Origin of the sequence: Streptomyces sp. NBC_01314, from assembly GCF_041435215.1 — a bacterium.
GTDB lineage: Bacteria > Actinomycetota > Actinomycetes > Streptomycetales > Streptomycetaceae > Streptomyces.
Genome location: NZ_CP108394.1, coordinates 2,177,441 through 2,201,672, shown reverse-complemented (window position 1 = coordinate 2,201,672; position 24,232 = coordinate 2,177,441). Strand labels below are relative to the sequence as shown.

Annotated in this window: 20 protein-coding genes; 6 read left to right on the top strand and 14 right to left on the bottom strand. The window is 71.3% G+C overall.

Annotation, left to right across the window (positions count from 1 at the left end; genetic code table 11):
• Positions 1-43: 43 nt before the first annotated feature.
• Together OG622_RS09795 and OG622_RS09790 are read right to left on the bottom strand one after the other, a co-directional pair.
• Entirely contained in the window at positions 44-1,111 is a 1,068-nt protein-coding gene (locus OG622_RS09795) for a DUF2510 domain-containing protein (protein WP_371574897.1), read from the bottom strand.
• Entirely contained in the window at positions 1,108-1,743 is a 636-nt protein-coding gene (locus OG622_RS09790) for a hypothetical protein (protein ID WP_371574896.1), read from the bottom strand. Before OG622_RS09790 ends, OG622_RS09795 begins: the two co-directional genes overlap by 4 nt.
• Before the next feature lie 243 nt (positions 1,744-1,986).
• Here OG622_RS09790 and OG622_RS09785 point away from each other — a divergent pair, with 243 nt between their 5' ends.
• On the top strand, positions 1,987-4,659 hold the full coding sequence (locus OG622_RS09785) for an AAA family ATPase (protein WP_371574895.1): 2,673 nt from the start codon (positions 1,987-1,989) through the stop codon (positions 4,657-4,659).
• On the opposite strand, the gene pcaD is transcribed toward OG622_RS09785, so the two are convergent.
• From pcaD to OG622_RS09760, 5 genes are read right to left on the bottom strand one after another with little or no spacing between them, the layout of a single operon-like run.
• Positions 4,652-5,788, bottom strand: a complete 1,137-nt coding sequence (pcaD, locus tag OG622_RS09780) for a 3-oxoadipate enol-lactonase (protein WP_371574894.1) — start codon at positions 5,786-5,788, stop codon at positions 4,652-4,654. The genes OG622_RS09785 and pcaD overlap by 8 nt on opposite strands.
• Positions 5,785-7,161 carry a 3-carboxy-cis,cis-muconate cycloisomerase gene (pcaB, locus tag OG622_RS09775; RefSeq protein WP_371574893.1) on the bottom strand — a complete coding sequence of 459 codons (1,377 nt, stop codon included), beginning with the start codon at positions 7,159-7,161 and terminating at the stop codon, positions 5,785-5,787. The genes pcaD and pcaB overlap by 4 nt, the downstream gene beginning before the upstream one ends.
• A complete protein-coding gene (gene pcaG / locus OG622_RS09770) occupies positions 7,158-7,763 on the bottom strand; it encodes a protocatechuate 3,4-dioxygenase subunit alpha (RefSeq protein ID WP_371574892.1) in 606 nt (201 codons plus the stop codon). The genes pcaB and pcaG overlap by 4 nt, the downstream gene beginning before the upstream one ends.
• A gap of 6 nt (positions 7,764-7,769) precedes the next feature.
• Entirely contained in the window at positions 7,770-8,543 is a 774-nt protein-coding gene (gene pcaH / locus OG622_RS09765; RefSeq protein WP_371574891.1) for a protocatechuate 3,4-dioxygenase subunit beta, read from the bottom strand.
• Between the two features lie 9 nt (positions 8,544-8,552).
• Positions 8,553-8,687, bottom strand: coding sequence for a hypothetical protein (locus OG622_RS09760; RefSeq protein ID WP_371574890.1), 135 nt, complete (start codon positions 8,685-8,687; stop codon positions 8,553-8,555).
• Between the two features lie 261 nt (positions 8,688-8,948).
• Between OG622_RS09760 and OG622_RS09755 the strand changes: the two genes are divergently transcribed.
• Entirely contained in the window at positions 8,949-9,410 is a 462-nt protein-coding gene (locus tag OG622_RS09755) for a MarR family winged helix-turn-helix transcriptional regulator (RefSeq protein WP_371574889.1), read from the top strand.
• Between the two features lie 51 nt (positions 9,411-9,461).
• Here the strand turns inward: OG622_RS09755 and OG622_RS09750 are convergent, their stop codons facing one another.
• Positions 9,462-10,454 (bottom strand): DUF3048 domain-containing protein, encoded by a 993-nt coding sequence (locus OG622_RS09750; RefSeq protein ID WP_371574888.1) that lies wholly within the window; start codon positions 10,452-10,454, stop codon positions 9,462-9,464.
• 139 nt (positions 10,455-10,593) lie between these two features.
• Here OG622_RS09750 and OG622_RS09745 point away from each other — a divergent pair, with 139 nt between their 5' ends.
• Entirely contained in the window at positions 10,594-11,784 is a 1,191-nt protein-coding gene (locus OG622_RS09745) for a zinc-dependent alcohol dehydrogenase (protein ID WP_371574887.1), read from the top strand.
• 97 nt (positions 11,785-11,881) lie between these two features.
• Here the strand turns inward: OG622_RS09745 and OG622_RS09740 are convergent, their stop codons facing one another.
• The gene (locus tag OG622_RS09740) at positions 11,882-12,958 is read right to left on the bottom strand and encodes an ATP-dependent DNA ligase (protein ID WP_371574886.1); all 1,077 of its coding nucleotides are present in this window, start codon (positions 12,956-12,958) and stop codon (positions 11,882-11,884) included.
• An 89-nt stretch (positions 12,959-13,047) separates the two neighbouring features.
• Here OG622_RS09740 and ligD point away from each other — a divergent pair, with 89 nt between their 5' ends.
• Positions 13,048-14,058: a non-homologous end-joining DNA ligase gene (ligD, locus tag OG622_RS09735; protein ID WP_371574885.1), complete on the top strand. Its 1,011-nt coding sequence runs from the start codon at positions 13,048-13,050 to the stop codon at positions 14,056-14,058.
• 43 nt (positions 14,059-14,101) lie between these two features.
• Here the strand turns inward: ligD and OG622_RS09730 are convergent, their stop codons facing one another.
• Together OG622_RS09730 and OG622_RS09725 are read right to left on the bottom strand one after the other, a co-directional pair.
• Complete coding sequence (locus OG622_RS09730; RefSeq protein WP_371574884.1) at positions 14,102-16,309, bottom strand: OmpL47-type beta-barrel domain-containing protein; 2,208 nt, start codon at positions 16,307-16,309, stop codon at positions 14,102-14,104.
• The gene (locus OG622_RS09725; RefSeq protein ID WP_371574883.1) at positions 16,309-18,789 is read right to left on the bottom strand and encodes a ThuA domain-containing protein; all 2,481 of its coding nucleotides are present in this window, start codon (positions 18,787-18,789) and stop codon (positions 16,309-16,311) included. Before OG622_RS09725 ends, OG622_RS09730 begins: the two co-directional genes overlap by 1 nt.
• A 199-nt stretch (positions 18,790-18,988) precedes the next feature.
• Here OG622_RS09725 and OG622_RS09720 point away from each other — a divergent pair, with 199 nt between their 5' ends.
• Positions 18,989-19,999: a multicopper oxidase domain-containing protein gene (locus OG622_RS09720; protein WP_371584048.1), complete on the top strand. Its 1,011-nt coding sequence runs from the start codon at positions 18,989-18,991 to the stop codon at positions 19,997-19,999.
• Here OG622_RS09720 and OG622_RS09715 read toward each other — a convergent pair.
• Together OG622_RS09715 and OG622_RS09710 are read right to left on the bottom strand one after the other, a co-directional pair.
• Entirely contained in the window at positions 19,993-20,547 is a 555-nt protein-coding gene (locus OG622_RS09715) for a hypothetical protein (protein WP_371574882.1), read from the bottom strand. The genes OG622_RS09720 and OG622_RS09715 overlap by 7 nt on opposite strands.
• 42 nt (positions 20,548-20,589) lie before the next feature.
• Complete coding sequence (locus tag OG622_RS09710) at positions 20,590-21,660, bottom strand: MerR family transcriptional regulator (RefSeq protein ID WP_371584047.1); 1,071 nt, start codon at positions 21,658-21,660, stop codon at positions 20,590-20,592.
• A 237-nt stretch (positions 21,661-21,897) separates the two neighbouring features.
• Between OG622_RS09710 and OG622_RS09705 the strand changes: the two genes are divergently transcribed.
• Positions 21,898-22,917: a LacI family DNA-binding transcriptional regulator gene (locus OG622_RS09705; protein WP_371574880.1), complete on the top strand. Its 1,020-nt coding sequence runs from the start codon at positions 21,898-21,900 to the stop codon at positions 22,915-22,917.
• 86 nt (positions 22,918-23,003) lie between these two features.
• Here the strand turns inward: OG622_RS09705 and OG622_RS09700 are convergent, their stop codons facing one another.
• On the bottom strand, positions 23,004-24,218 hold the full coding sequence (locus OG622_RS09700; protein WP_371574878.1) for a glycoside hydrolase family 64 protein: 1,215 nt from the start codon (positions 24,216-24,218) through the stop codon (positions 23,004-23,006).
• Between the last annotated feature and the right edge of the window lie 14 nt (positions 24,219-24,232).

Genomic DNA, 24,232 nt, shown 5'->3' with positions numbered 1-24,232 from the left:
CTTTTCCGGCCGATCGGCCGGAGCGGGACGGGCGTGCGAAGAGTCACACGTCCTGACCGCTGCCGCCCCCGCTGATCGCCGCCTTCTTGATGCCGTTGGTGATGTCGTCGATGACCGACTGCTTGGGCGCCTCGCCGCTCACGTCGATGCCGAAGCGGACCACGACGAGCTGCTTGGAGTCGGCCGGTGAGGGGAAGGCCAGCGACTCGACGTAGCCGTCGTCGCCCTTGCCCGTGACCACCTTCCAGCGGACGTAGTAGCCCTTCTCGCCGGCCACGGTCACCGCCTTGGAGGCCAGCTCCTCGTGGGAGGTGATCTTCCCGTAGCCCTCGGAGCCGTAGGCGTCCTCGGCGGCCTGGGAGATGTCCTCCTTGGCGGCCGCCTCGGCGGTGGTGGCCTTCAGCTTCAGCAGCTCGGCGGGCGACGAGTAGGCGCCGCCGCGCGTGCAGGTCTTCGTGGCGTCGGCCGGGCACTCGTACGACGCCTCCGTCGTCACCTGGGCGCCGGCCTGCAGGGGCGAGCCGAGCCAGCCGTCGGGCACGGGGATGCTGATGCCGCTGGTCGTGTCGGTGGCGTACCCCTCCTCGGTCTGCGGCGGCTGCCCGGAGCCGTCCGGCGCGGGGGTCTGGCCGTCCGAGCCGCCCGATCCACCGGGTCCGCCCTGGCCGCCGGAGCTGGAGCCCGGCCCGCCCGATCCACCGTCGGTACCGCCCTGGCCGTTCTGCCCGCCGGAGCCCTGGGACGTCGTACTGCCTTCGCTGCCACTGTCGCCGCGTGTCAGGGCGTACACGCCCACCCCGATGCTGGCCAGCACCGCGGCCGCCACGGCGATGGCTATCCCGATGCGCAGGCCGCGCTTCGGAGGCGAGACCGGATAGCCGGGATATCCGGGGTACCCCGGGTGGCCCCCGGCCCCTGGCGGGTACGGACCGGCGCTCGGCGGGTACGGACCGGCGCCCGGCGGGTGGACCGGGGGGCCGAACCCCGCGGCCGAACCCGCGGGCCGGATCTGGTCCGTCCACGTCTTGCCGTCCCACCAGCGCTCGGTGGCGGGCGCGTCACTTGTCTGGCCGGGGTCGGGGTACCAGCCGGGAGGAGTCACCTGCGTCATGGTGCAACCGTATGAGGCCGGAGTGAAAAGCGGATGAGAGGGGGACGGTTATCCGCGCGCCCGCCACGATTTCCCCGCCGACCGGCCGAGTCCGACGACACCGGCCGCAGCGGAACACACGACGGGGGCGTCCGGCGCGGGCACGGGGCGAACGCCCTTACCGCGGGCGTGGCATCCGCGACCGTGCGGGCGGTGAGAAGGGTGAGGGGCGCGACGACGTCCGCCGGGCGCGGCACCGGAAACTCGGCCGGCGCGGCGCGCGGACAGCCGCCGTGGAACAGCTCCTTGCCCGTGGTCCTCGGCGCGGGCCGCGCGCCTTGCTGTCCCTGTCGGAAGGCCGGCGTCTCGTCCAGCCGCAGCCGCAGCCGCAGTCGCAGCCGCAGCGCGCCGAGGCCGAGCGCCGGCGTCAACAGGAACGGAAGCCGCCACCCCCACGACTTCAGTTCTCCCGAGGACAGGACGGCGGCCGGCAGGGCGGCCACTCCCGCCCCGCCCAGCAGCCCCAGCGCCACCGTGAACGACTGCCACGCCCCGTACAGCCCCTGCCTGCCCGGTGGCGCGGACTCCCTCAGCACCGACACCGCGCCCTTGAGCTCCCCTCCCACGGGGCCCTGATGAGCGGATGAGGTCATTCCGGTTCCTGGCGGGTGCGGACCCGCCCACAGCGGAGAACCGGAGAACCGGCCTCCGATCACGGGCAGTTGACTGCCCATCACTTTCGACGTGGCCGGTGGGCGGCCGGACGCGTCGCGCCGGAGCCGTCCGATGTCACCCGACACGGCAACAGGTGCCCGGACCAGCCTCCACTTCGGCAGTCGGAGGACTACGCTCAATAACCTGTACGTCGTTCGGGCGGCGCTTGGGGAGGTAGCGGGATGACGGAGGGACGGCCCGATCCGGCCGCCTCGGCTTCTCTGTGGGAGCGCGACGCGGAGATCGCCGCCATCACACAGGCGATCGACGAACTCCGCGTCGACAAGGCATCCCCGGGAAGTGTCCTGGTGTTCAGCGGCGAGGCGGGCATCGGCAAGACCGCCCTCCTCGCCGAGGCCCGCCGGATCGCCGGGGAGCGGGGCTGCACGGCCTGGTACGCACGCGGCGGCGAGACCGTCGCGTCGGTCCCCTTCAACGTCGTACGGCAGTTGCTGCAGCCCGCGTTGATCGGGTTGATGGAGGGGGAGATCCGCGAGTACCTGGGGGACTGGTACGACATCGCCGGACCCGCACTGGGGCTCGTGGAGCCGGGCGAGGGCCCGGCCGACCCGCAGGCCGTGTGCGACGGCCTGGTCGCCGTCGTGAACCGGCTCTCCCGGCGGACCTGGCCGCTCGTGCTGCTCATCGACGACGCGCACTGGGCGGACCAGGAGACCCTGCACTGGCTGTCCGCCGTCGCCGAGCGCCTCACGGAGATGTGCGTCCTCGTCCTGGTGGCCCGCCGCCCCGGTGAGGCCACCGGCGAGGGAACCCGCCATCTGGCCCGGGTCGCCGCCAGGGCCCGCCCGGTCGCCACGGTCAGGTCGCTCACGCCCGAGGCCACCGCCGGGCTCACCCGCGCCACGATCGGCGAACACGCCGACGACCCGTTCTGCCGCGAGGTGTGGGCGGTGACCGGCGGCAACCCGTACGACACCGTCGAGCTCCTCGCCAAGGTGCAGGACAGCGGGCTGGAACCGGCCGAGGGCTCCGCCGCCGAACTGCGCGCCCTGAACCGGGCGGCACGTGGAATCGGCCTCGTCGCCCGCCTGGAAGCGCTCGGCGTCGACGCCACCCGCTTCGCCTATGCGGCGGCCATCCTGCACACCGGCATCTCCGTGGAGATCGTCGCCCGGCTCGCCTCCCTGAGCCGGGAGACGGCGGCGGAGTGCGCTCACCTGCTGACCGAGGCCCGCATCCTCACCGAATCCAGTCCGGCCAACCGCCGGGCGGGGGCCGGCGATCTGGAGTTCGTGCACCCGTTGATCGCCACCGCGGTCTACAAGTCGATCCCGTCGGGCATCCGCACGGCGTTCCACGGCGTGGCCGCGACAGTCGTCAGCGAGTCCGGGCGGGGCGCCGCGGCGGCCTCACGCCACCTCGTCGAAGTGCACGCCGACGGCGACCCCGAACTGGTCGAACAGCTGCGCGCCGCAGCGCGCGAGCACCTCGCCGTGGGCGCCCCGGACGCCGCCCGCCGCTGTCTGGAGCGTGCCCTGAAGGAGCCGCCGGAGCAGGACGTCCGTGTCCGGGTGCTCTACGAACTGGGCTGCGCCACCCTTCTCACCTCGCCCGCCACCACCGTCGAGTACCTCCGCTCGGCGCTCGCCGAGCCGGGCCTGGACAGCGCCGAGCGCGTGAACGCGGTCTTCCGTCTCTCCCAGGCGCTGCTCCACAACGACCAGTTGGAGGAGGCGGTCCGCACGGTCGACGCGGAAGCTGCCCGGATGGAACCGGGCCCGGGCCGGATGCGGCTCCAGGCCGCCCACTACATGTGGTCGGTCATCCACGCCGACGTGGAACTCTCACCGACCCACTCCCAGGAGCTGTCCGCCCTCGCCGCGGCCTGCACGGGGAAGGACAACTCCGAGCGCGCGCTGCTCATCCTGCGCGGTTTCGACGCCGTGGTGCGGGGTGAGAACGCCGAGGAGGTCGTCGAGTTCTGCGACCGCGCCCTCGTCAACGGCCGACTGGCGCCGGGCCTCGGCTGGACCGCCGGCGAGTGGGACATCGAACTGCCGCTGATGCTGGCCATCGCGTACGCCTACGCGGACCGGCTCGACCGGGCGGAGAGCCTCTACACGGAGGCCCTGCGCACCTACGAGAGCGCCGGGTGGAGCGGCGGCCATCTCGCCCTGGCCCACGCCTACGTCGGACACGGACATCGCATGCGGGGCCGCCTCAGGGAGGCGGAGGAATCCCTGCGCAAGTCGCTGGCCTTCGCCGAGCGGGTGGGCCGCGGGCTGCCGCTGCACTGGTCGTCGACCTGCAACCTGGTCGACACACTGCTCGCCCGCGGCCATGTCCAGGAGGCCTGGGCGGTCGCCGAGGAGCACGGTTTCGCGCCTCCGTATCCGTCCACCGTCGTGCTGCCCGACCCCCGTTCCGTACGGGGCCGGCTGCTGCTCGCCGTCGGCCGCACCAAGGACGGCATCAACGAACTGGAGGCCGCGGAGAAGGCGGCGGCCGCCCGGGGCCACCACAACACGGTCATCGCCCCTTGGGGAGGAGACCTCGCCCGCGCGCTTGTCTCCGAGGACCCGCGCCGCGCCGCCGAACTCGCCGTGAGCGTCCGCCGCCGTGCCGAACGCCTCGGCACGGACACCGCCATCGGTGAGGCTCTGCGCGTCGAGGCCTTTCTCGCCACCGGCAAACAGGCCGCCTCCCTGTACGCCCAGGCGGTCACCTACCTCGCGGCCTCGCCCTCGGCCTACGAGCACGCGGCGGCCCGCGTCGACCACGGCATCGCCATCCGCTCGGTCTCCGAGCTCAACCGGGGCCTGACCCTGGCCGAGTCCTGTGGCGCGGACGGACTGGTCGAGCGGGCGAGGAAGGCGCTGGACGGACTCATGTAGTTGGGTCCCGGTCCGCGTCCTCCTCCGCCAGTACCCGCTGGGCCGTCGCGAACGCGGAGTTCGCCGCCGGGACTCCGCAGTACACGGCGGTCTGGAGGAGGACGGCGCCGATCTCCTCCGGGGTGAGGCCGTTGCGGCGGGCCGCGCGGATGTGCATGGCCAGTTCGTCGTAGTGGCCGTGGGCGACCAGCGCGGTCAGTGTGATCATGCTGCGTTCGCGGTGGGACAGTGTGGGGTCGGTCCAGATCTCACCCCAGGCGTAGCGGGAGATGAAGTCCTGGAAGCGGGCCGTGAACGGCGTCTGCCGGGACTGGGCGCGGTCCACGTGCGCGTCGCCGAGGACCTGACGGCGCACCTCCATACCGCGCTTCGCGTATCCGTCGAAGTGCCCGCGCAGCGCCGCCAGTACGGCTTCCGGGCGCTCGGCGGGCGCGAGATGGGACGCGCCGGGGATCTCCGTGAGTGACGATCCGGGCACCGCGTCCGCGATCTCCCGCAGCTGCGCGGGCGGCGTCGCCGGGTCCTGCCGGCCGGCCACGAGGAGCGTGGGCGCGGAGATTCTGGGCAGGTCCTCGCGGATGTCGAACGCGCCGAGCGCGTCGCAGCAGGCGGCGTACGCCTCCGGGTCGGCGTTCCGGTGGTCGTCGACCAGCTCCGGCACGGTGAAACCGGGCGTGAACCAACGCGAGTCGGCGCTTTCCGCGAGCCCGGCCAGCCCTTCCCGGCGCACCAGTTCCGCCCGTTCCCGCCACGGCTTGGCCCCGTTGAAGTGCGCCGAGGAGCAGATCACGGCGAGGGACGAGACCCGCTCCGGGTGGTGCGCGGCCAGCTGCAGACCGACCGCGCCGCCCAGGGACACACCCGCGTAGGCGAACCGCTCGACACCCAGCGCGTCCGCCAGCGCCAGCACCAGTGCGGCCAGATCGCCGACCGTCGCACCCGGGGCGATCAGGCCGGCGGGGGAGTCGCCGTGCCCCGGCAGGTCCCAGCGGATCACCCGGTGCGTGATCGACAGCTCGGGCGCCACCTTGTCCCACAGCCTGGTCGACGTGCCGAGGGAGGGGCCGAGCAGCAGCGGAGGAGCGGACGGCGGACCCTCCACGCGGTGGTTGAGCAGCTTGTCGGTCAACGTCGCTCCAGGGCACGGTCGGTGAGGGCTCCGGCGGAGCCGGTGTAGTGGGTGGGATCGGTGAGTTCCGCGATGAGTGCGGGCGCGGCGTCCTTCAACTCCGGCTCCTCCAGCAGCAGTTCGCTCAGTGGCCGGCCCTCGGCGTGGACCCGTTTCGCCGTCCGGGTCAGCAGCTCCTTGGCGACGGCCCGGCCCAGCACCGGGGTCAGCTCGGCCGCCAGCCGCTCGGAGACGATCAACCCATGGGTGAGGTCCAGATGTCGGCGCATCACGTCGGCGTTCACCCGGAGTCCCCGCGTGAGGTCCACCGCGTCCCGCGCCGCACCCCCGACCAGCCGGAGCAGATCGCGCAACGGCTCCCACTCGGCGTGCCACGCCCCGGCCGGTCGCTCGTCCTCGGCGGTCAGCGCGCCGTACAGCGTCGCCGCCAGCTGGGGCGCCCGCCGGGCCGCCGCCGCGATCAGCGTGGACCGTACGGGGTTCGCCTTGTGCGGCATCGCCGACGAACCGCCCCCGCTGCCCTCAGCGACCTCCGCGATCTCCGTCCGGGCCAGGGTGAGTACGTCCACCGCGACCTTCCCCAGGGCGCCCGCGGCGAAGGCCAACGCTCCGGCGAGGTCCGCGATCGGGGTGCGCAGGGTGTGCCAGGGCAACTCGGGTTCACGCAGGCCGAGTTCACGGGCGTACGCGGCGACCAGGGCGTGCGGGTCGACCTGGGTCGCGGAGTCCGCCGCGGCCTGGGCGCCGGTCGTCCGGAAGACCGTGAAGGCCGCCAGCGTGCCCGCCGCGCCGCCGAGTTGGGCGGGCAGGTCTGCCCGTACGGCCGTGAGCCGGTCCCTGGCGTCCAGGATCAGCGAGCGCCAGCCCGCCGCCTTCAGCCCGAAGGTCGTGGGCACGGCGTGCTGGGTGAGGGTGCGGCCCGGCATCGCGGTGTCCCGGTGCGCGGCGGCGACGGCGGCCAGCGCGGACTCCGTACGGCCGAGGTCGGCCAGGATCAGGTCGAGGGTGCGGGCGGCGACCAGCATCGTCGCCGTGTCCATGATGTCCTGGCTGGTCGCGCCCCGGTGGACGTACGGGCCGTACTCGCCGCCGACCGCCGTCGTGAGGTCCGCGACCAGGGGGATCACCGGGTTGCCGCCGCCGCGGGCGCGCTCCGCGAGGGACCGCGTGTCGAAGGCGGCGGCATCCGCCGCCGAGGTCACCGCGGGCCCGGCCGCGGCGGGGGCCAGTCCCAGCGCCGCCTGGGCGCGGGTCAGTGCGGCCTCGGCGTCGAGCAGCGCCTGCAGGTAGGCGGTGTCGCCGGTCGAGGCCGCGGCCGGGGAACCGGTCCACCCGGGGGCGAGCAGACCGGTGTCGGCGTCGGCAGAAGTCACTGGAACTCCAGGAATACCGTCTCGCCTTCGCCCTGAAGGCGGATGTCGAAACGGTAGGTGCCGTTGCCCTGGTCCGCGGCGATCAGCGTGCTCCGGCGCGCCTCGTCCACCCGGGAGAGCAGCGGGTCGGCGGCGAGCGCGGCCCCGTCGCCCGGCAGGTAGATCCGGGTGAACAGATGCACGAGCAGGCCGCGCGCGAAGACGCACACGCTGAGGTACGGCGCGTTCCGCCCGCGCGCGCCGGGCCGCAGCGTACGCGCGGTCCAGTGCCCGATGGTGTCGGTCTGGACGCGGCCCCAGCCGGTGAACTCCACGCCGTTGCGGCCCATGAAGCCGCCGCTCGCCGTGTCGCGCCGCATGGAGCCGTCGACCTGGGAGAGGTTGCCGTCCGGGTCGGGTCCCCACAGCTCCAGGAAGGCGTCCGGCAGCGGGTTGCCCTCGCCGTCGAGGATGTAGCCCTGGAGCGTGATCGTGTCGGGGTGGCCGGCGGGGGCGATGTCGCCGCCGCCGGGGAAGGGCAGGGCGTGGCCGTAGAAGGGGCCGACGGTGTGCGACGGGGTCGGGAGCACCGTTTCCGGGCGGCTTGTGTCGATCTTCGTCATGGCAGGTCAGCGTCCTTCTTCGATCCAGGTGGCCTTCGGGCCGTCGAGCACGATGTCCCAGACGTAGCCCATCGAGAACTCAGGCACCGACAGGCTGTGGTCGTAGGTCGCGACGAGCCGCTGGCGGGCCGCGTCGTCCGTCACCGACTGGATGATCGGGTCGTACGGGAACAGCGGGTCGCTCGGGAAGTACATCTGCGTCACGAGCCGCTGGGTGAACGCCGTGCCGAAGAGCGAGAAGTGGATGTGGGCCGGCCGCCAGGCGTTGACGTGGTTGCGCCACGGGTACGGGCCCGGCTGGATCGTGGTGAAGTGGTAGTGCCCGTCGTCGTCGGTCAGCGTGCGGCCGACGCCGGTGAAGTTCGGGTCCAGGGGCGCGTCGTGCTGCTCGCGCTGGTGGGCGTAGCGGCCGGCGGAGTTGGACTGCCAGATCTCGACCAGCTGGCCGCGCAGCGGGCGTCCGTCGTGGTCGAGGAGCCTGCCGGAGAGGGTGATGCGCTCACCGATCGGCTCGCCGTTGTGCTGCCGGGTCAGGTCGTTGTCGATCTCGGTGATGTCCCGTTCCCCGAAGGCGGGGGAGGACAGTTCCACCAGCTCCGGGTCCTTGGTGACGTCGATGCCGATGGGCGGCTGTTTCGGGTGCCGCAGCACCGAGGACCGGTACGGGGCGTAGTCACGGCGCGGCTGGTGCTCGACCGGCGCACCGTCGGCGACCCGCTTCTCGTACGCGGCGTGCTCGGCCGCGATCTCCTGGTCGATGTCCGCTTGGGTGAGAGTCATGGGGGTTCCTTAGCGCTCCAGAACGAGGGCGAGGCCCTGGCCGATGCCGATGCCGATGCCGAGAGTGGAGGCGCCGACGGCGAGTGTCGCGCCGTCCGGTACATCGGCCACCGCCTCCAGCGCTGTGGCGACCACCTTGTCCATCCGCGAGGCCCCGTCTCGTCCGAGCACCCGGCGATCAATTGATCAGGGCACTGAGCATTTCGGTGAAGTTTCCTTCACGCTGCCACCTGACGGTTCCCTCGTCAAGGTCCCACGAGAAAGGCAGGGCCACTTGTCCGCCCGGTGATGGACATGTCCCGCCGGGTGGCGGATATTGGTCAGTGCACAAACGAATCGTCGTCGTTGCCTGGCGGTGAAGGTAGACGGTCGACGAAGCCGACCCGTCCGAGTCGAGGAGCGAACATGGCCGCGGTGGACCTCTCCGCCCACCCCGGGCACCTGGCCCGACGACTGCAGCAGGCCCACTATCTGCTGTGGAACGTGATGGTCTCCGAGGAGACCACCTCGCCGCAGTTCGCGGTCCTCAACACGCTCGTCGCCGAGCCGGGGCTCGACCAGCGCACGGTGGGGGAGCGGGTGGGGCTCGACCGGTCCACGATGTCCGAGGTCATCAGCCGGCTCGGGCGCAGGGGTCTCCTCGACAAGGTGCGCGATCCGCAGGACGGGCGGCGGTTCCTGCTGCGGCTCACGGAGGACGGCGTGCGGACGCATCGCAAGCTCACGGTGCGGACGGCTCGGATGAACCAGGTGTTCCTGGCGCCTTTGTCGGCGGAGGAGCAGGAGGTCTTCTTCGAGCTGATACGGCGGGTCGCCGACGCGGCGGAAGAGCTGCGCAGCCCGGCCGAGTCCTCGGGTGCGCGGTAGCTTCGCCGGTGGGTCGTCGGCCGGCCGCGGGCGGATCGTGGCCCGGCCCGCTCACGCCTTCGCGTACACCACCCACACCTGGCCCTCCGCGAAGTTCATCGGTTTGCCGTCCGTCGTCGTGAAGCTCGTGCCGTCCGTCGGGGCCTTCCGCTTCCAGGTCGTGTCGAAGACCTGGCCGTCCCGCAGTATCTCCGCGCGGCCGGAGCCCACCGTCTCCGTGTACGGGGTGTTGTTGCCCAGGTAGTCGTGGAACCGGGACTCGCGGATCGTCACGTACTGGACGACCACCGTGGCCGGGGCGACTCGGGTGTCGTCGGTGGTGACCGTCGGGGTGCCGTCCATGGAGACCTGCCAGCGGCGGCTGTCGTCGGACCAGGTGAAGGTGAAGCGGGCCGCCGGATAGCGGACCGTGCGGGAGTCCTCGGGGGCGCCGCCGGCGGGGGCGGGGCCGAAGCGGAAGCCGGTGGTGAGGGCGTCGGCGCCGGGTGGGGAGTCGATCAGCTCGTCGGGGCGCAGGTACAGGTTGTGCGGGATGGGCTTCTCGTCGCCCCGGAAGTACGCGTCCTCGGCGTCCTCGGGGGTTTCCGCCCGCAGGGGTGCCCTGTCTATCAGGGGAAGGAGCTTGCCCTGCGCGCCCGAGAAGGCCAGGGTCGGCTCGTGGAACTGGCGCAGCAGCTCCAGGTCGGATTCGCGGGCGCTGCGCACCGGGCCGACCGTCTCCGGGAACTCGGTCGCGAACACGGCCATCAGCCGGCTGAGGCCGCCCTCGACCTGCTCGGCGTAGACGATGTCGGCGGCGTCGAGGCCGGTCTGGGGGCGGGCGGCGGAGACGTTGTCGATCTTCACGGCGAGTACGGAGCCGACGGGCGGCGCGCTGACCTGACCGTCCCGGCGGCCGTCGTCCCGTCCACGTCCGTCGCCGTCCGTGCCGGTCACGGTGCAGCCCGCCAGCAGGGCGGCCGCGGTCAGGGCGGCGAGCAGGGGTCCCGCCGACGAGCGGTGCCGCGCCCGCCGTGCGCGGAGTTTTCTGTGCGCCGTGGTCATCTCATTCATCGTGCCTTCGAGTGTGCGCTTAAAGGTGCATAGATGGCCATACTCGATCGTTTCTGAGTGGTTCGGGGGTGGGGCCCCGGGTACTCGTGCCGAACCTGCTGGCGAGGCGAGGGAACGGAGCGTGGGCGCGATGAAGGCAGTGACGTGGCACGGCAAGCGGGACGTACGCGTGGAGACCGTGCCCGATCCGGTGATCCAGGAGCCGACGGACGCGGTCATCCGGATCACGTCCACCGGGCTGTGCGGCTCCGACCTGCACCTGTACGAGGTGCTCACCCCGTTCATGACGCCGGGCGACATCCTCGGCCACGAACCCATGGGCATCGTCGAGAAGGTCGGCGCCGGGGTGCCGGACCTGTCGGCCGGGGACCGGGTCGTGGTGCCGTTCCAGATCGCCTGCGGCGCCTGCTGGATGTGTCTCACCGGGCTCCCCACCCAGTGCGAGACCACCCAGTGCACCGGCGAGGGCATGGGCGCGGCCCTCTTCGGCTACACCCGGCTGTACGGCTCGGTGCCGGGGGCCCAGGCCGAGTACCTGCGCGTCCCGCAGGCACAGTTCGGGCCGATCAAGGTGCCCGAAGGGCCGCCCGACGACCGGTTCCTCTACCTCTCGGACGTACTCCCCACCGCCTGGCAGGCGGTCGAGTACGCGCACATCCCGCCCGGTGGCACCGTCGCCGTGCTCGGCCTCGGCCCCATCGGGGACATGGCCTGCCGAGTGGCCCTGCAACGCGGCGCCGAGCAGGTGTTCGGGGTCGACCTGGTGCCCGAGCGGCTCAGCCGGGCGCGCGCACGGGGCGTCGAGACGTTCGACCTCAGGGACTTCGAGAACGAGAAGGACCTGATCGGCGCGATCCAGGACCGGACCGCCGGACGCGGACCCGACTCGGTGATCGACGCCGTCGGCACGGAGGCCCACGGCAGTGCTGCCGCCCGGCTCATCCAGAACGCGGCCGGACATCTGCCCCGTGCGATCAGCTCGCGATTCGCCGAGCACCTCAGCGTGGACCGGCTGGCCGCCCTCTACACGGCCATCGACCTCGTACGACGCGGCGGCACGATCTCCCTCTCCGGCATCTACGGCGGCAAGGTCGACCCCCTGCCGCTGCTCACCATGTTCGACAAGCAGATCCGGCTCCGCATGGGCCAGGCAAACGTCCGCGCCTGGAGCGACGACATCCTGCCCCTCCTCACGGAGGACGACCCCCTGGGCGTCGACGACTTCGCCACCCACCGGGTGCCGCTCACCGATGCCCCGCAGGCGTACGAGATGTTCCAGCACAAGCAGGACGGGGCGGTCAAGATCGTGATGCAGCCCTGAGCCCCGTGATGCAGTCCTGAGCCCCGCCGGTGATGGACGGTGCCGGGACCGAGCGACCGGCCGCTCGACCGTCGCGGTCGGGTTCCGGGACCCACCGTCACCGTCCGGTGTCGGGCCCGAGGATCTCCGCCAGGTCGTAGTTCACCGGCTCGTCCAACTGCGCGTAGGTGCAGCTGTCCGCTGTACGGTCCGGGCGCCAGCGGCGGAAGCGGGCCGTGTGGCGGAAGCGGACCCCGTTCTCCATGTGGTCGTACGCGACCTCGGCGACCCGCTCGGGCCGCAGCGGCACCCAGGAGAAGTCCTTCTTCGTCGACCACCGGCTCGGCGCGCCCGGCAGCCGAGCCGTCTCGTGCGCGGCCTCGTCGGACCAGGCCGCCCAGGGGTGCTCCCCGACGTCCGCCAAACGCAGCGGTTCAAGCTCCTCCACCAGTTCCGCGCGTCGCTTCATGGTGAAGGCCGCGCACACGCCGATGTGTTGGAGGGTGCCGCCGCCGTCGTACAGGGCCAGCAGCAGGGAACCGACCACCGGCCCGCTCTTGTGGAGGCGGTAGCCGGCGACCACGACGTCCGCCGTCCGCTCGTGTTTGATCTTGAACATGGCCCGCTCGTCCTGCCGGTAGAGCAGCTGGAGCGGCTTGGCGATCACCCCGTCCAGACCCGCCCCCTCGTACTGCTCGAACCACTGCTCGGCCAGCTCGCGATCCGTGGTCGCCGGGGCGACATGGACCGGGGCCATGACCCCCGACAGGGCCAGCTCCAGGAGCGCGCGCCGGTCGGTGAGGGGGACGTCGAGCAGTGACTCCTCGTGCAGGGCGAGCAGGTCGAAGGCGACGAAGGAGGCCGGGGTCGTCTCCGCCAGCATCCGGACGCGGGAGTCGGCGGGGTGGATACGCTCGGTCAGGGCGTCGAAGTCCAGCCGCCCGTCCCGGACGATCATGACCTCGCCGTCCATCACACAGCGCTCCGGCAACCGCTCCCGCAGGGCCTCCACCAGTTCGGGGAAATACCTGTTCAGCGTCTTCCCCGTCCGGCTGCCGATCTCCACCTCGGGCCCGTCGCGGAACACGATCGCCCGGAAACCGTCCCACTTCGCCTCGTAGTGCATGTCCGGCGGGATCTTCGCCACGGACTTGGCGAGCATCGGTTTCACGGGCGGCATCACCGGAAGATCCATGCCTCCGATTCTGCGACCGCGCTTGTGCGACCGCGCGGTGAGATTCGCCCGGTATGCGGCATCCGGTCGTCCCGCCTACCGTGGCCCGCATGGGTGAAGCGGTGGAGCTGGAGGCGGCGGGGCGCACGGTACGGCTGTCCAGCCCGGGAAGGCTCTTCTTCCCGGAGCGCGGCTTCACCAAGCTGGACCTCGCCCAGTACTACATCGCCGTGGGCCCCGGCATCCTGCGGGCCCTGCGCGACCGGCCCACCACCCTGGAGCGCTATCCGGAGGGGGTGACGGGCGAGAACTTCTTCCAGAAGCGGGCCCCCAAGAACATGCCCGACTGGATCCCCACCGCCCACATCACCTTCCCCAGTGGCCGCAGCGCCGACGAGATGTGCCCCACCGAGGTCGCCGCCGTCGTGTGGGCCGCCCAGTTCGGCACGCTCACCTTCCACCCATGGCCGGTCCGCCGCGACGACGTCGACCGCCCCGACGAACTCCGCATCGACCTCGACCCCCAGCCCGGCACCGACTACGCCGACGCGGTGCGCGCCGCCCACGAGCTGCGCGAGGTCCTGCACGAGTACGGCGGGCTGCGCGGCTGGCCGAAGACCTCCGGCGGCCGTGGCCTGCACGTGTTCGTGCCGATCCGGCCCGACTGGACCTTCACCCAGGTCCGCCGGTCCGCCATCGCCGTCGCCCGCGAACTGGAACGCCGGATGCCGGAACAGGTGACCACGGCCTGGTGGAAGGAGGAACGCGGGGAAAAGATCTTCGTCGACTACAACCAGACCGCCCGCGACCGCACCATCGCCTCCGCCTACTCCGTACGGCCCCACCCGCACGCACCCGTCTCCGCTCCCCTCACCTGGGACGAGGTGGGCGTCGCCGTCCCGCGCGACTTCGACCTGGCGACCATGCCGCGGCGCTTCGCCGAGGTCGGTGACGTGCACGCCGACATGGACGACCACGCGTTCTCCCTGGAGGCGCTGCTGGAGCTGGCCGCGCGGGACGAGCACGATCACGGGCTCGGGGATCTGCCGTATCCGCCGGAGTACCCGAAGATGCCGGGGGAGCCGAAGAGGGTGCAGCCGAGCCGGGCGAAGAAGACGTGACGGTGACCCGCGTCCCTCGCGGGGCGCGGGTCACCGCGGTTCCCTACAGTTCCTTGATCCGGATGTCCCGGTAGGAGACGACATCCGTCGTGCCGTGCACCTGGAGGCCGAGGTGGCCGGAGGCGAACCGGCGTCCGTCCGTGCCCGGGTCGTCCGAGCGGGGCGGGGTGAAGTCCTGGCCGCCGGTGTTGTCGAACTCGTTGATCAAAACGCCGTTGCGGTAGACGGAGTAGTGCTGGTCGACCACGCGGATCTCGTAGTCGTTCCAGGTGCCCTTCTGGGTGACGCCCGCGCCGGCGAGCCCCACCCGGTCGAAGCCGTAGACCGAGCCCGTCTTGTACATGTCGCCGTCGGGCCGGTCCAGGACCTGCACCTCATGGCCGTACTTGATGGCCACCCACTCCGGCCGTGGCTCCTCCGGGTGGTCGTGGACCCCGGGGAAGCGCACGAACACACCGGAGTTGGCGTTCGACGTGCCGGGCGCGTCGTCACGCCACTGCAGGCGCAGCGAGAAGTCGTCGTACTTCCGCTCGGGGAACCACAGCATGCCGAGCCCGGCCTTCGTCGTGCCCGAGGTGATCGAGCCGTCGGGGTTCAGCCCGAACGAACCGCCGCCCACCTGCTGCCACTTGGCGAACGACTCGGCGGTGCCGTCGAGGATCGTCCGGTAGCCCTCCGTCTGCCCGGGCCTGCCGATGCCCGACTCCGCCGCCGCTTCCTTCACGGCGTCGTACTCGCGCGGGTCGACGACCCCTTCCCTGAACAGCTTGTCGAGGACGGTGTCCACGTGCTTCAGGAACAGCGCGTGAGACGTCCACTCCTTCTCGTCCTCGATCAACTCATTGATACGGCAACGGTTGTTGGTGACCCGGTTCGGTACACCCGAGTCGACCGTCCCGACGAAGACCGTCAACCGCTCGTCGTACTCGGCGCAGTTGGGCGCGGGAACCCCGCCGCCCGAGACGACCGTGAAACTGACGGAACGGGCCGCGGCCGTGTTCCCCGCCTTGTCGCTCGCCCGGTACGTCACCGTGTGCGTGCCCGCGCGGTCGACCGGCACCGGTGCGGTGTACGCCAGATAGGGGCCGCCGTCCAGCGAGTACTCGATCGCGGCGACCCCCGAGCCGCCGTGGTCCGTGGCGCCGACGGTGACCTTCGCGCTCCTGAGGTACGCGCCGGCGGAGTTCCGGTCGCCCTCGACGGTCACACCCGTCACCGGGGGAGTCGTGTCGTCGGCCGGCGGGGCGACGACGGTGAAGCCGACGTTCTTCTCGGCGGAGACGTTCCCCGCCTTGTCCGTGGCCCGGTACCGCACCTGGTGCGTGCCGACCTCGTGCACCATCACGGGCGCGGTGTACGGCTGCCAGGCCCCCGAGTCACCGAGCGCGTACTCGATGGTGTTGACCCCCGACCCGGTGTCCGACGCGGAGACGGTGACGGTCGCCATGGACACGTAGTGGCCCTGCGGGTTCTGCTCACCGGCCACGGTCGCCGAGGTCTCCGGCGCGGTCGTGTCGTCCGTCGGCGGCGCCACGACGGTGAACGCGACGCTCTTCTCGGCCGCCGTGTTGCCCGCCCTGTCGATCGCCCGGTAGCGGATTCTGTGGGCGCCGACCTGGTCGATCACGACGGGGGTGGTGTACGGCAGCCAGACGCCGCTGTCGCCGGTCGCGTACTCGACGCGCTCGACCCCCGAGCCGCCCGTGTCGGTCGCGCTCACCGCCACGGACGCCGAACCGACGTACGCGCCCTGGGCGTTCTGTGTGCCGCTGACCCGGGCCGCCGTCTCCGGTGCGGTGGTGTCCTCGCCGGTGCCCTCGGTCACCACGAGGATGCCCTGCATCTGACCGTGGCCGGGGATCGTGCAGTAGAACCGGTACCGGCCCGGGGTGAGCGTGACCTCGGCGGTGTGGCGGCCGCCCTGGTCGTCGCCGGGGTTGGCCAGGATGTTGAGCGGGACGTCGTTGTTGTACTCGGGGTCGGAGACGTCGAACGTCAACGTGTGCGGCATCCCCATGGTGTTGCCGGTCGCCGTGCTGTTCTCGAAGACGATGGTGGTCGGGCCCGCCACCGCGGTCCGCGGGGCGGTCAGGTACTTGGTGATGTCGTCGCCCGCGGTCCAGCTGAGCGTCTGGGCGGCGGCGGCCGGCTCCCGGTCCTCCGCCGTGCGGCCGGCCGCGGGTGTCGACGTGAGCCCGAGCACCATCAGCAGGGCCGCCAACAAGACCGCCCACGAGTGTCTTTCCCGCATCACTCCGCCTTCCTCGCCAGCTCGTCGGCCGCCGGCGTCAGACCGCCGCCCGTGTAGGTGACGCGCCACAACGCCGACTTGGCGTCCGAGGTGAAGAAGCCGCGCCCGTAGTCCAGGACGTACAGCGCGCCGTCCGGCCCGAACTTCCAGTCCATGAGGTTCCTGATGCCGTTGGTCCCGACGGGCACGATCTTCTTCAGCGACTCCGCGTGGATCGGGAGTCCGCCGCTGCCCTGGTTCTTCGGATCCGTGAGCACCGCGTGGCGCGGCTGGTCGGCGTCGTAGAAGTCGCCGACGAACCACTTGCCGTCCCAGTAGGCGGGCCAGCGACCGGAGTTGCCGTCCGAGGCGGTGTACCGGTAGACCGGCCCGTTCATCGTGGCCTGACCGCCGCCCTTGAGCCACGGCAGCAGGTACGTGGCCTCCTCGTTCTTGTACGAGGGGATGCCGTTCGCGTCGCGCGGGAAGTCGGGGGCGCCGCCCTGCGGCGAGTACCAGATGTTGTTGCCGGTCACCGGCGGCAGGTTGACGAGCCCGTCGTTGTTCGGGGACTCGTTCTTCGGGTGGTCGCAGTCGTACCAGCCGAGCGCCTTCGACGGGTCCGGCAGATTGCGGTCCCGGTAGGGCTGCTTGTTGCCCATGCAGTACGGCCACCCCCGGTTGCCCGCCTCGGTGATGGCGGCGAACGTGTCGTACTTCGCGGGGCCCCACGTCGTCGAGGGCGCGCTCGCGTCCGGGCCGACCCAGCCGGCGTAGAGGACGTCCGTCTGTCTGTCGACGAAGATCCGGGCGGGGTTTCTGACGCCCATCACATAGATCTCACCGCGTGTTCTGCCACCCCCCTCGGCGGTCTCCTTGCCGGTGAAGAGGTTGCCCGCGGGCAGGGTGTAGGTGCCGTCGGGCTCCGGATGGACGCGGAGGATCTTGCCGTTGAGGTTGTTGGTGTTGCCGGCGGTGCGGCGCGCGTCGGCGAATGAGACGCCCTTGTAGTTCGGCTCGGGGTTGTTGCCCGAGTAACCGCCGCTGAAGCCGCTGGAGTTGTTGTCGCCGGTCGCGATGTACAGGTTGCCCTTGGAGTCCCAGGTCATCCCGCCGCCCGCGTGGCAGCAACTGTGGATCTGCACCGGCCACTTGAGCAGTACCTTCTCGCTGCCCAGGTCCAGCTTGTTCGTCGCGAGGTCGAGAGTGAAGCGGGAGACCCGGCGCTCGGCCATGCGGGTGTCGCGGTTGATCCGCGAGTGCGGCGTGTAGTGGAGGTACACCCAGCCGTTCTGCTCGAAGCCGGGGTCCAACTCGATGCCCAACAGGCCCTCTTCGACCTTGATGAGCTCGTCGCCGCCGCCCTTGTTGCCGAAGACGGTGAGGGCGCCCGCGAGGGTGACCTTCTTCGTCCTGGGGTCGTAGACGTGTATCTCGCCCTTGCCCTTGCCGATGTCCGGGCTGTTCCAGTCGGTGACCACGGGCTGGGCCGAGTCGGCGCCGCCCCTGCCGATGTAGAGGATCCGCCCGTCGGGCGCGGTGACCAGGCCGTGCGGCTCACCGATCTGGTCGTTCTGCCCCGGCTGGTTGGGCTGGGTCAGCCGTTCCGCCTTGTAGTTGGCGTCGATCGTCGCCTTGCAGTCGGCCCGCGCCAGACGGGACGTCCACAACAGGGCGCCGCGCAGATGTGTACGGAAGTCCGTCTCGTCGTATGCCGAGACCGTCCCGCCCATGCCCGTGTAGAAGGAACGCCCGCCGTCGTAGTCACGACACCAACTCACCGGATGATCCCAGCCGTTGGCGCTCGCACCCGGCTGGTACGTCGACTCGCGCAGCCGGGCCACGGTGTGCACGGTGCCGGACGGGTTCTTCGTCCAGTTGAGCCACTTGTCGGGCCGTTTCCACTGCACGGGCAGGCTCTTGGTGGCCGGATGCCGGCGGTCCCCGACCTCGACGGTCGCGCGCTGTACGGCCGTCGGGCTGGAGGCCGCCGGGCGGGCGCCGATCAGCCCTGTGAACCAGTCCGAATACGGCTCGGCGCGGGCCGCGTCGTGGACGCCGACGAAACCGCCGCCCGACTCCATATAGGTCTCCAGCCCCGCCTCCTGCTCGGGATCCAGGACGTCACCGCCGCCGGTGAGGAAGACGACGGCGTTGAAGCCGCTCAGCCGGGTCTCGTCGGTGAAGACGGAGGCGTCGTCGGTGGCGACGACCCCGAACCGTTCGGACGTCGGCCCGGACAGCCCTATCCTCTCGATCGCCTCGATCCCGGCGTTCACGACGGGCGACTCGTCCCCGGCCGCCGCGGAGCCGTGGAAGATCAGCACCTGGGGGCCGGAGCCGCCCGGCGGCGACTTGATCGACATCGTTGTCAGCGGCGGCTCCGGCGCCGGACCCGCATGGGCCGCGGGCCCCGACAGAAGCCCCGCGGTGACGACCGAGGCGGTCAGCGTGGCCGCCCAGGCCCGTCTCTTCGCGTCGCTCAACCCTCGTAAGTACATGGGCACCTCCTCGGTCACAGCAACAGCGCCAAGGAAGCTAGCCCCCATTTGCGCGGCTCGCCAAGACCTATGACCGGAATGGTGCGAACTTTGTCCTGGGCGTGGAGAAACAGCCGTGCTGTCGCTACCGTCTCACCGGCTGATCGCAGATGCCTCTCCGCAAGGTCCTTATCGGGGTTGGGAGTTCCGCATGGACGGGATGGACAGACGAGGGTTCAACCGGCGGGTGCTGCTGGGCGGCGCGGCGGCCGCGACATCGTTGTCCGTGGCCATCGAGACCGTCAGCGCTCCTGAAGCCGTGAGCGCCGCCACCAAGGCGAGGACGGCCCCGGCGGGCGGCGAGGTCAAGCACATCAAGATGTACGCCGAGAAGCTGCCCGACGGGCAGATGGGCTACGGCTTCGAGAAGGGCAAGGCCTCGATACCGGGCCCGCTGATCGAGCTCGACGAGGGCGACACGCTGCACATCGAGTTCGAGAACACGTTGGACGTGGCGGCGAGCCTCCACGTCCACGGCCTCGACTACGAGATCTCCAGCGACGGCACCAAGCTGAACAAGAGCGACGTCGAGCCCGGCGGCACCCGCACCTACACCTGGCGCACCCACGCCCCCGGCGCCCGCGAGGACGGCACCTGGCGTGCGGGCAGCGCCGGTTACTGGCACTACCACGACCATGTCGTCGGCACCGAACACGGCACGGGCGGCCTTCGCAAGGGTCTCTACGGCCCGGTCGTCGTCCGCCGCAAGGGCGACGTCCTCCCCGACAAGACCATCACCATCGTCTTCAACGACCTGCGCATCAACAACAGGCCCGCCCACTCCGGCCCCGACTTCGACGCCACCGTCGGTGACCGCGTCGAATTCGTCGTCATCACGCACGGCGAGTACTACCACACCTTCCATATGCACGGTCACCGCTGGGCCGACAACCGCACCGGCATGCTCACCGGCCCCGACGACCCCAGCCAGGTCATCGACAACAAGATCGTCGGCCCCGCCGACTCCTTCGGCTTCCAGGTCATCGCGGGCGAAGGCGTCGGGGCGGGCGCCTGGATGTACCACTGTCATGTCCAGAGTCACTCCGACATGGGCATGGCGGGCCTGTTCCTGGTGCGCAGGACGGACGGGACGATCCCGGGGTACGAGCCGCATGAGCCGCATGAGCCGGAGGAGTCCGAAGAGCCCCATGAGCATGGAGGAGTTCAGTGACGGGCACTCGGATCGGGCTGTGTCCGCTCGGCCGTGTCCCGTCGGCCGATGGCCTCGGCCACCTGCTCGATGGCCGTACGGAGAAGGTCGCCGTAGGCGTCCGGGGGGAGGTGCGGGGCGTGCTCCTCAGCAGCTGCGATGTGCCGGGCGGCGGCTTCGAAGGAAGCGAGCCGTCGGTAGCCGTCCGCGAGGTTGAGGTGCAGGGACGGGTAGAAGCCGGCGATGCGCAGACGGGTGTCGTGCTCCTGGACGCGTTGCTGGGTCACGGAGTCGGCGGCGTCCAGGGCCCGCACGTCCCAGGCCAGGGCCTGGGCGGGGTCGGCGCAGAGGTCCGCCAGATAGTGCGCGAGCGTGCACCGGTGCAGCGGGTCGCCGGTGACACCGATCGTGGACCAGAGAGCCAGGAGTTTCCGGCGGGCGGAGGCGACGTCCCCGGCGCGGCCTTCGGTGACGGCCTGGCCGATGGCTTCCATGGTGGGGTCGGTGCTGGTGCTGGTGCTGGTGCTGGTGCTGGTGCTGGTGGGAGTGGGAGTGGGAGTGGGGGGCATGGGTGTGGTCCTTGTCGTCGTTGATCGGACGGAACGGATCGCTCAGGTGGAAGGGGCGGCCTTGACGGGCATGGCCAGGGTGGTGAGGTCGCCGCGGTCGGCCGAGCGGATCGTGACGGGCTGGTCGGGGCCGCGCAGGTCGAGCATCACGTCGGGCCCGACGGCGGTGCTCACGGCTGGGTAGAGCGTCGTCAGCTCGAACCGGATGTCGAGGGCCCGTCCCGTCACGCCGGCTGGAAGCCGCCATCCGGGCCGCTCGTCACCGCCCACCAGGACGTCCGTCCCGTGATCGGCCACGCGCAGGGCGACCCGCTCGGCGCACCGCTCCTCCAGGGTTCGCAGGAGCAGCTGCTTCGAGAGCGTCACGCGAGTGGTGACCTCGGGCAACGTGCCAAGCATCAGCCGGAAGTCGGGGAACTCCTCCGGAAGCAACCGGCAGTACTGGTCCTCCCGGTCCGCCCCGCGCAGCCGGATCCCGTGCGCCGTCGCCTCGACGCGCACCAGCGCGCTGCGACGGACCTCGGCGACCGCCACCCGCAGCTCGTCGCCGCTGACCGTGCCCGCCCACGCCGTCGTCGCAGGCTCGGACGGCACCAGCGTCCGTGTCGAGAGCCGGTAGCGGTCGGTCGCGGTCAGGGTGACCGCCTCCTGGTCCGCCTCGACGCGCAGACCACCGAGGACCGGTAGGTCGGGGTCGCGCGCGGTCGCGGTCAGGATCTGTTCGACAGCGTCGGCCAGCACGGGCCCCTTCAGCGTGACGACCGGCAGACTCGGCACACCACCGAGGGACGACTTGAGGAGAACGGCCGTCCGCTGAGCCGCGACCGCGTCCCCGAGAACCCGTGCGACGTGTTCGTCGATACGCCGGGCGGCCTCCTCGGGCCCGGCATCGAGGACCGCCTCGACAGCGGTGAGCGGCATGGCGATCTCGCGCAGCCGGCGCAGAGCGGTGGCCCGGTCCATCTGCTCGGCGGCGTAGTAGCGGTAGCCCGAGGCGGGGTCCACCTCGGCCGGTCGCAGCAGCCCGGAATCGGCGTAGAACCGCAGCGCGCTGGAGGTCAGACCACTGCGGCGGGCGAAGACGCCGATCGGCATCAGCCCGGAATTCGGAATCGGTTCGGAATGCGGCACCCGGCCATCCTCGGGCTTCGACCTACTTGAAGGTCAACACCGACAGGCTGGGCAGGTCGCAGGTCGCAGGTCGCAGGTCGCGGGGAACGGATCTCAGTGCATGGGTCCCCGGACGCCGGACGCCGGACGCCGGACGCCGGTCGGTGATCCGGGAGCGCTCTCAAAGGCATGTTCCGCAGGGCTATCCTGAGCGCAACCGCCCCGGAGGAGAGTCCCCAAGTGACCGAGACAGCGTCGCGTCCCACGTTGGAGGCCGTGGCCGCGCGGGCCGGGGTGTCCAGGGCGACGGTGTCGCGGGTCGTCAACGGGGGCGAGGGCGTTCGGGAGCCGCTGGTCGAGCGGGTGCGCAGGGCGGTCGAGGAACTCGGGTACGTGCCGAACCAGGCGGCCCGCAGCCTCGTCACCCGACGGCACGACGCCGTGGCCGTGGTGATCGCCGAGCCGGAGACCAGGGTCTTCGCGGATCCCTTCTTCGCGCTCCAACTCCGTGGAATCAGTAAAGAGTTGACGGCGCACGACTCACAGCTCGTCCTGCTGCTCACCGAAGGCCCGGAGGACTACGCGCGCGTGGGACGGTATCTCGCCGGCGGGCACGTCGACGGGGCGCTCGTCTTCTCGCTGCACCTGGACGACCCGCTGCCGGGGCTGATCAGGGGCGCCGGCGTCCCGACCGTGTTCGGCGGCAGGCCCGGCTGGGCGGACGGCACGCGCGGCGACACACCCACCGTGTACGTCGACAGCGACAACCGGGGCGGCGCGCGGGACGCCGTACGCCATCTCGTCGCCCTCGGCCGCACCCGGATCGCCCACATCACCGGCCCCCTCGACCAGACCTCGGCCGTGGACCGGCTCGACGGGTACCGGGACGTCATGGTGGACGCCGACCCCCGGCTGATCGTGGAAGGTGACTTCACCCCGGCGGGTGGGGTGCGCGCGATGCGGGAACTCCTCGACCGCTGCCCGGAGTTGGACGCGGTGTTCGCTGCCAACGACGTGTCCGCGTCGGGCGCGCTGCGCGTGCTGCGGGAGCGGGGGAGGCGGGTTCCCGAGGACGTCGCCGTGGTGGGCTTCGACGACATGCTGCCGGTGGCCGAACAGTCCGATCCACCGTTGACGACAGTCCGTCAGGACATAGAGGACATGGGGCGGTTGATGGCCCGGCTGCTGCTCCGCGGTCTCGAAGGAGCGCCGTCCAGTGTCGTCCTGCCGACCACACTGGTACGACGCGCCTCCGCGTAACCAGCGCCCTGTAAGGGGCGCGGGGAACTGCGGGACCAGCCACGACGTCGCCGCGGACGCCCATCACGGCTTCCTCGGCGGAGCGCTCAGGCGCCCACGGTCACCGTGAACCGGCGCGGGTTGCCGTCGTGGGCCGCGCCCGACACGTCCGGTTGACCGTCGGGGCGTACGTCGTCGTACGGAAACGCGTACCCGATGGGCGAGTTGGCGTGGACCACGCGTGACCAGTGGTTCGTCACGGTCCCCCGGTAGTAGTCGGCCGCCGTCGCCCCGTTCGGCTGTGTGGGGTGGGTGAGCATGATCGAACGGTTGAAGCCGGCGGCGAGACGGGCGAGGAGGGCCTTCTTGTCGTCGGGGTCGCCGGGGTTGTTGGCGAACGGGCCGTGGTTGCAGGTGAAGATGTCCTTCGAGGTCGGCCTGGCGAAGGAGTGGCCGCCGGCGAAGGTGAGCGTGTCGCCGGAGACGCGGCCGGTGAGGACGCCCCGCCCGCCCTGCAGGTCGATCCGCAGATCCGTCCCCCGGTACTTCTCCCACACCTGGTCGACGTAGGAGTCCCAGTAGGTGCGGAACGGCATCCGGTCGGGCTGCCCGAAATACGGTGCCATCAGGTTCTGCGGTGAGACGACCCGCAGCACCTTGCCGTCGCCGCCCCGGATGACGAGCTGGTCCCACGGCTGGCCGTCCCGCGCCGACTGCGCCACCAGATCCGCTGCGATCCGGCCCACCGCCCCGTCGGGCAACGGGGCGACCGTGTGCGTGGAGTCACCCTCCAGCGTCAGCCCGATCGGCAGAGCCGTCACCAGGTCGACGTAACTGATGTTGGCGAACAGCTGGGTGGGGTTGAACGTGAACTCGCAGAACGACCACGTCTTGCCGTAGTTGGGATCGGCGGGGGTCGCGAAGGCGGGCTCGACCAGCGCCGGGCCCGGGTTGAGGAAGAAGTCCAGGGTGCTGTCCCGTACGAAGTAGACACGGGCGCCGAACATCTGAGGCAACGTCAGCACGGTGGGCGCCGAGCCCGCCGCGCCGAGCGGGATGGCGCAGTCGACGGGCAGCGGTGTCTGCGGCGCCGAGGGCGAGGCCGGCCGGTAGACACCTCCGTCGGCCCGCAGCAGCATCCAGGCGCCCGTCGACTGCTCGTGCCCGGTGATGTACGCCCGGACCGTGCCTGGCAACGAGGCGTTCCGCAGAGCGAGTTGGCAGGTCGCGGGCGCGGCCTGGGCGGGCGTGCCGAGGGCGCCGCCGAGGGCGGTCGCGCCGGCGGCGGCGCTTGCGGACAGGAACATACGTCGGGAAATCACGATGGCCTCCTGGG

Bases quoted from the DNA above. Each gene is read 5' to 3' on its own strand.
- OG622_RS09755 (WP_371574889.1), top strand. From the start codon at position 8,949: ATGGCCGCGGTGGACCTCTCCGCCCACCCCGGGCACCTGGCCCGACGA.
- OG622_RS09760 (WP_371574890.1), bottom strand. From the start codon at position 8,687: ATGGACAAGGTGGTCGCCACAGCGCTGGAGGCGGTGGCCGATGTACCG.
- pcaH (WP_371574891.1), bottom strand. From the start codon at position 8,543: ATGACTCTCACCCAAGCGGACATCGACCAGGAGATCGCGGCCGAGCAC.
- ligD (WP_371574885.1), top strand. From the start codon at position 13,048: ATGGGTGAAGCGGTGGAGCTGGAGGCGGCGGGGCGCACGGTACGGCTG.
- OG622_RS09730 (WP_371574884.1), bottom strand. From the start codon at position 16,309: ATGCGGGAAAGACACTCGTGGGCGGTCTTGTTGGCGGCCCTGCTGATG.
- OG622_RS09725 (WP_371574883.1), bottom strand. From the start codon at position 18,789: ATGTACTTACGAGGGTTGAGCGACGCGAAGAGACGGGCCTGGGCGGCC.
- OG622_RS09750 (WP_371574888.1), bottom strand. From the start codon at position 10,454: ATGACCACGGCGCACAGAAAACTCCGCGCACGGCGGGCGCGGCACCGC.
- OG622_RS09790 (WP_371574896.1), bottom strand. From the start codon at position 1,743: ATGACCTCATCCGCTCATCAGGGCCCCGTGGGAGGGGAGCTCAAGGGC.
- OG622_RS09795 (WP_371574897.1), bottom strand. From the start codon at position 1,111: ATGACGCAGGTGACTCCTCCCGGCTGGTACCCCGACCCCGGCCAGACA.
- OG622_RS09785 (WP_371574895.1), top strand. From the start codon at position 1,987: ATGACGGAGGGACGGCCCGATCCGGCCGCCTCGGCTTCTCTGTGGGAG.
- OG622_RS09745 (WP_371574887.1), top strand. From the start codon at position 10,594: ATGAAGGCAGTGACGTGGCACGGCAAGCGGGACGTACGCGTGGAGACC.
- OG622_RS09720 (WP_371584048.1), top strand. From the start codon at position 18,989: ATGGACAGACGAGGGTTCAACCGGCGGGTGCTGCTGGGCGGCGCGGCG.
- pcaG (WP_371574892.1), bottom strand. From the start codon at position 7,763: ATGACGAAGATCGACACAAGCCGCCCGGAAACGGTGCTCCCGACCCCG.
- OG622_RS09715 (WP_371574882.1), bottom strand. From the start codon at position 20,547: ATGCCCCCCACTCCCACTCCCACTCCCACCAGCACCAGCACCAGCACC.
- OG622_RS09740 (WP_371574886.1), bottom strand. From the start codon at position 12,958: ATGGATCTTCCGGTGATGCCGCCCGTGAAACCGATGCTCGCCAAGTCC.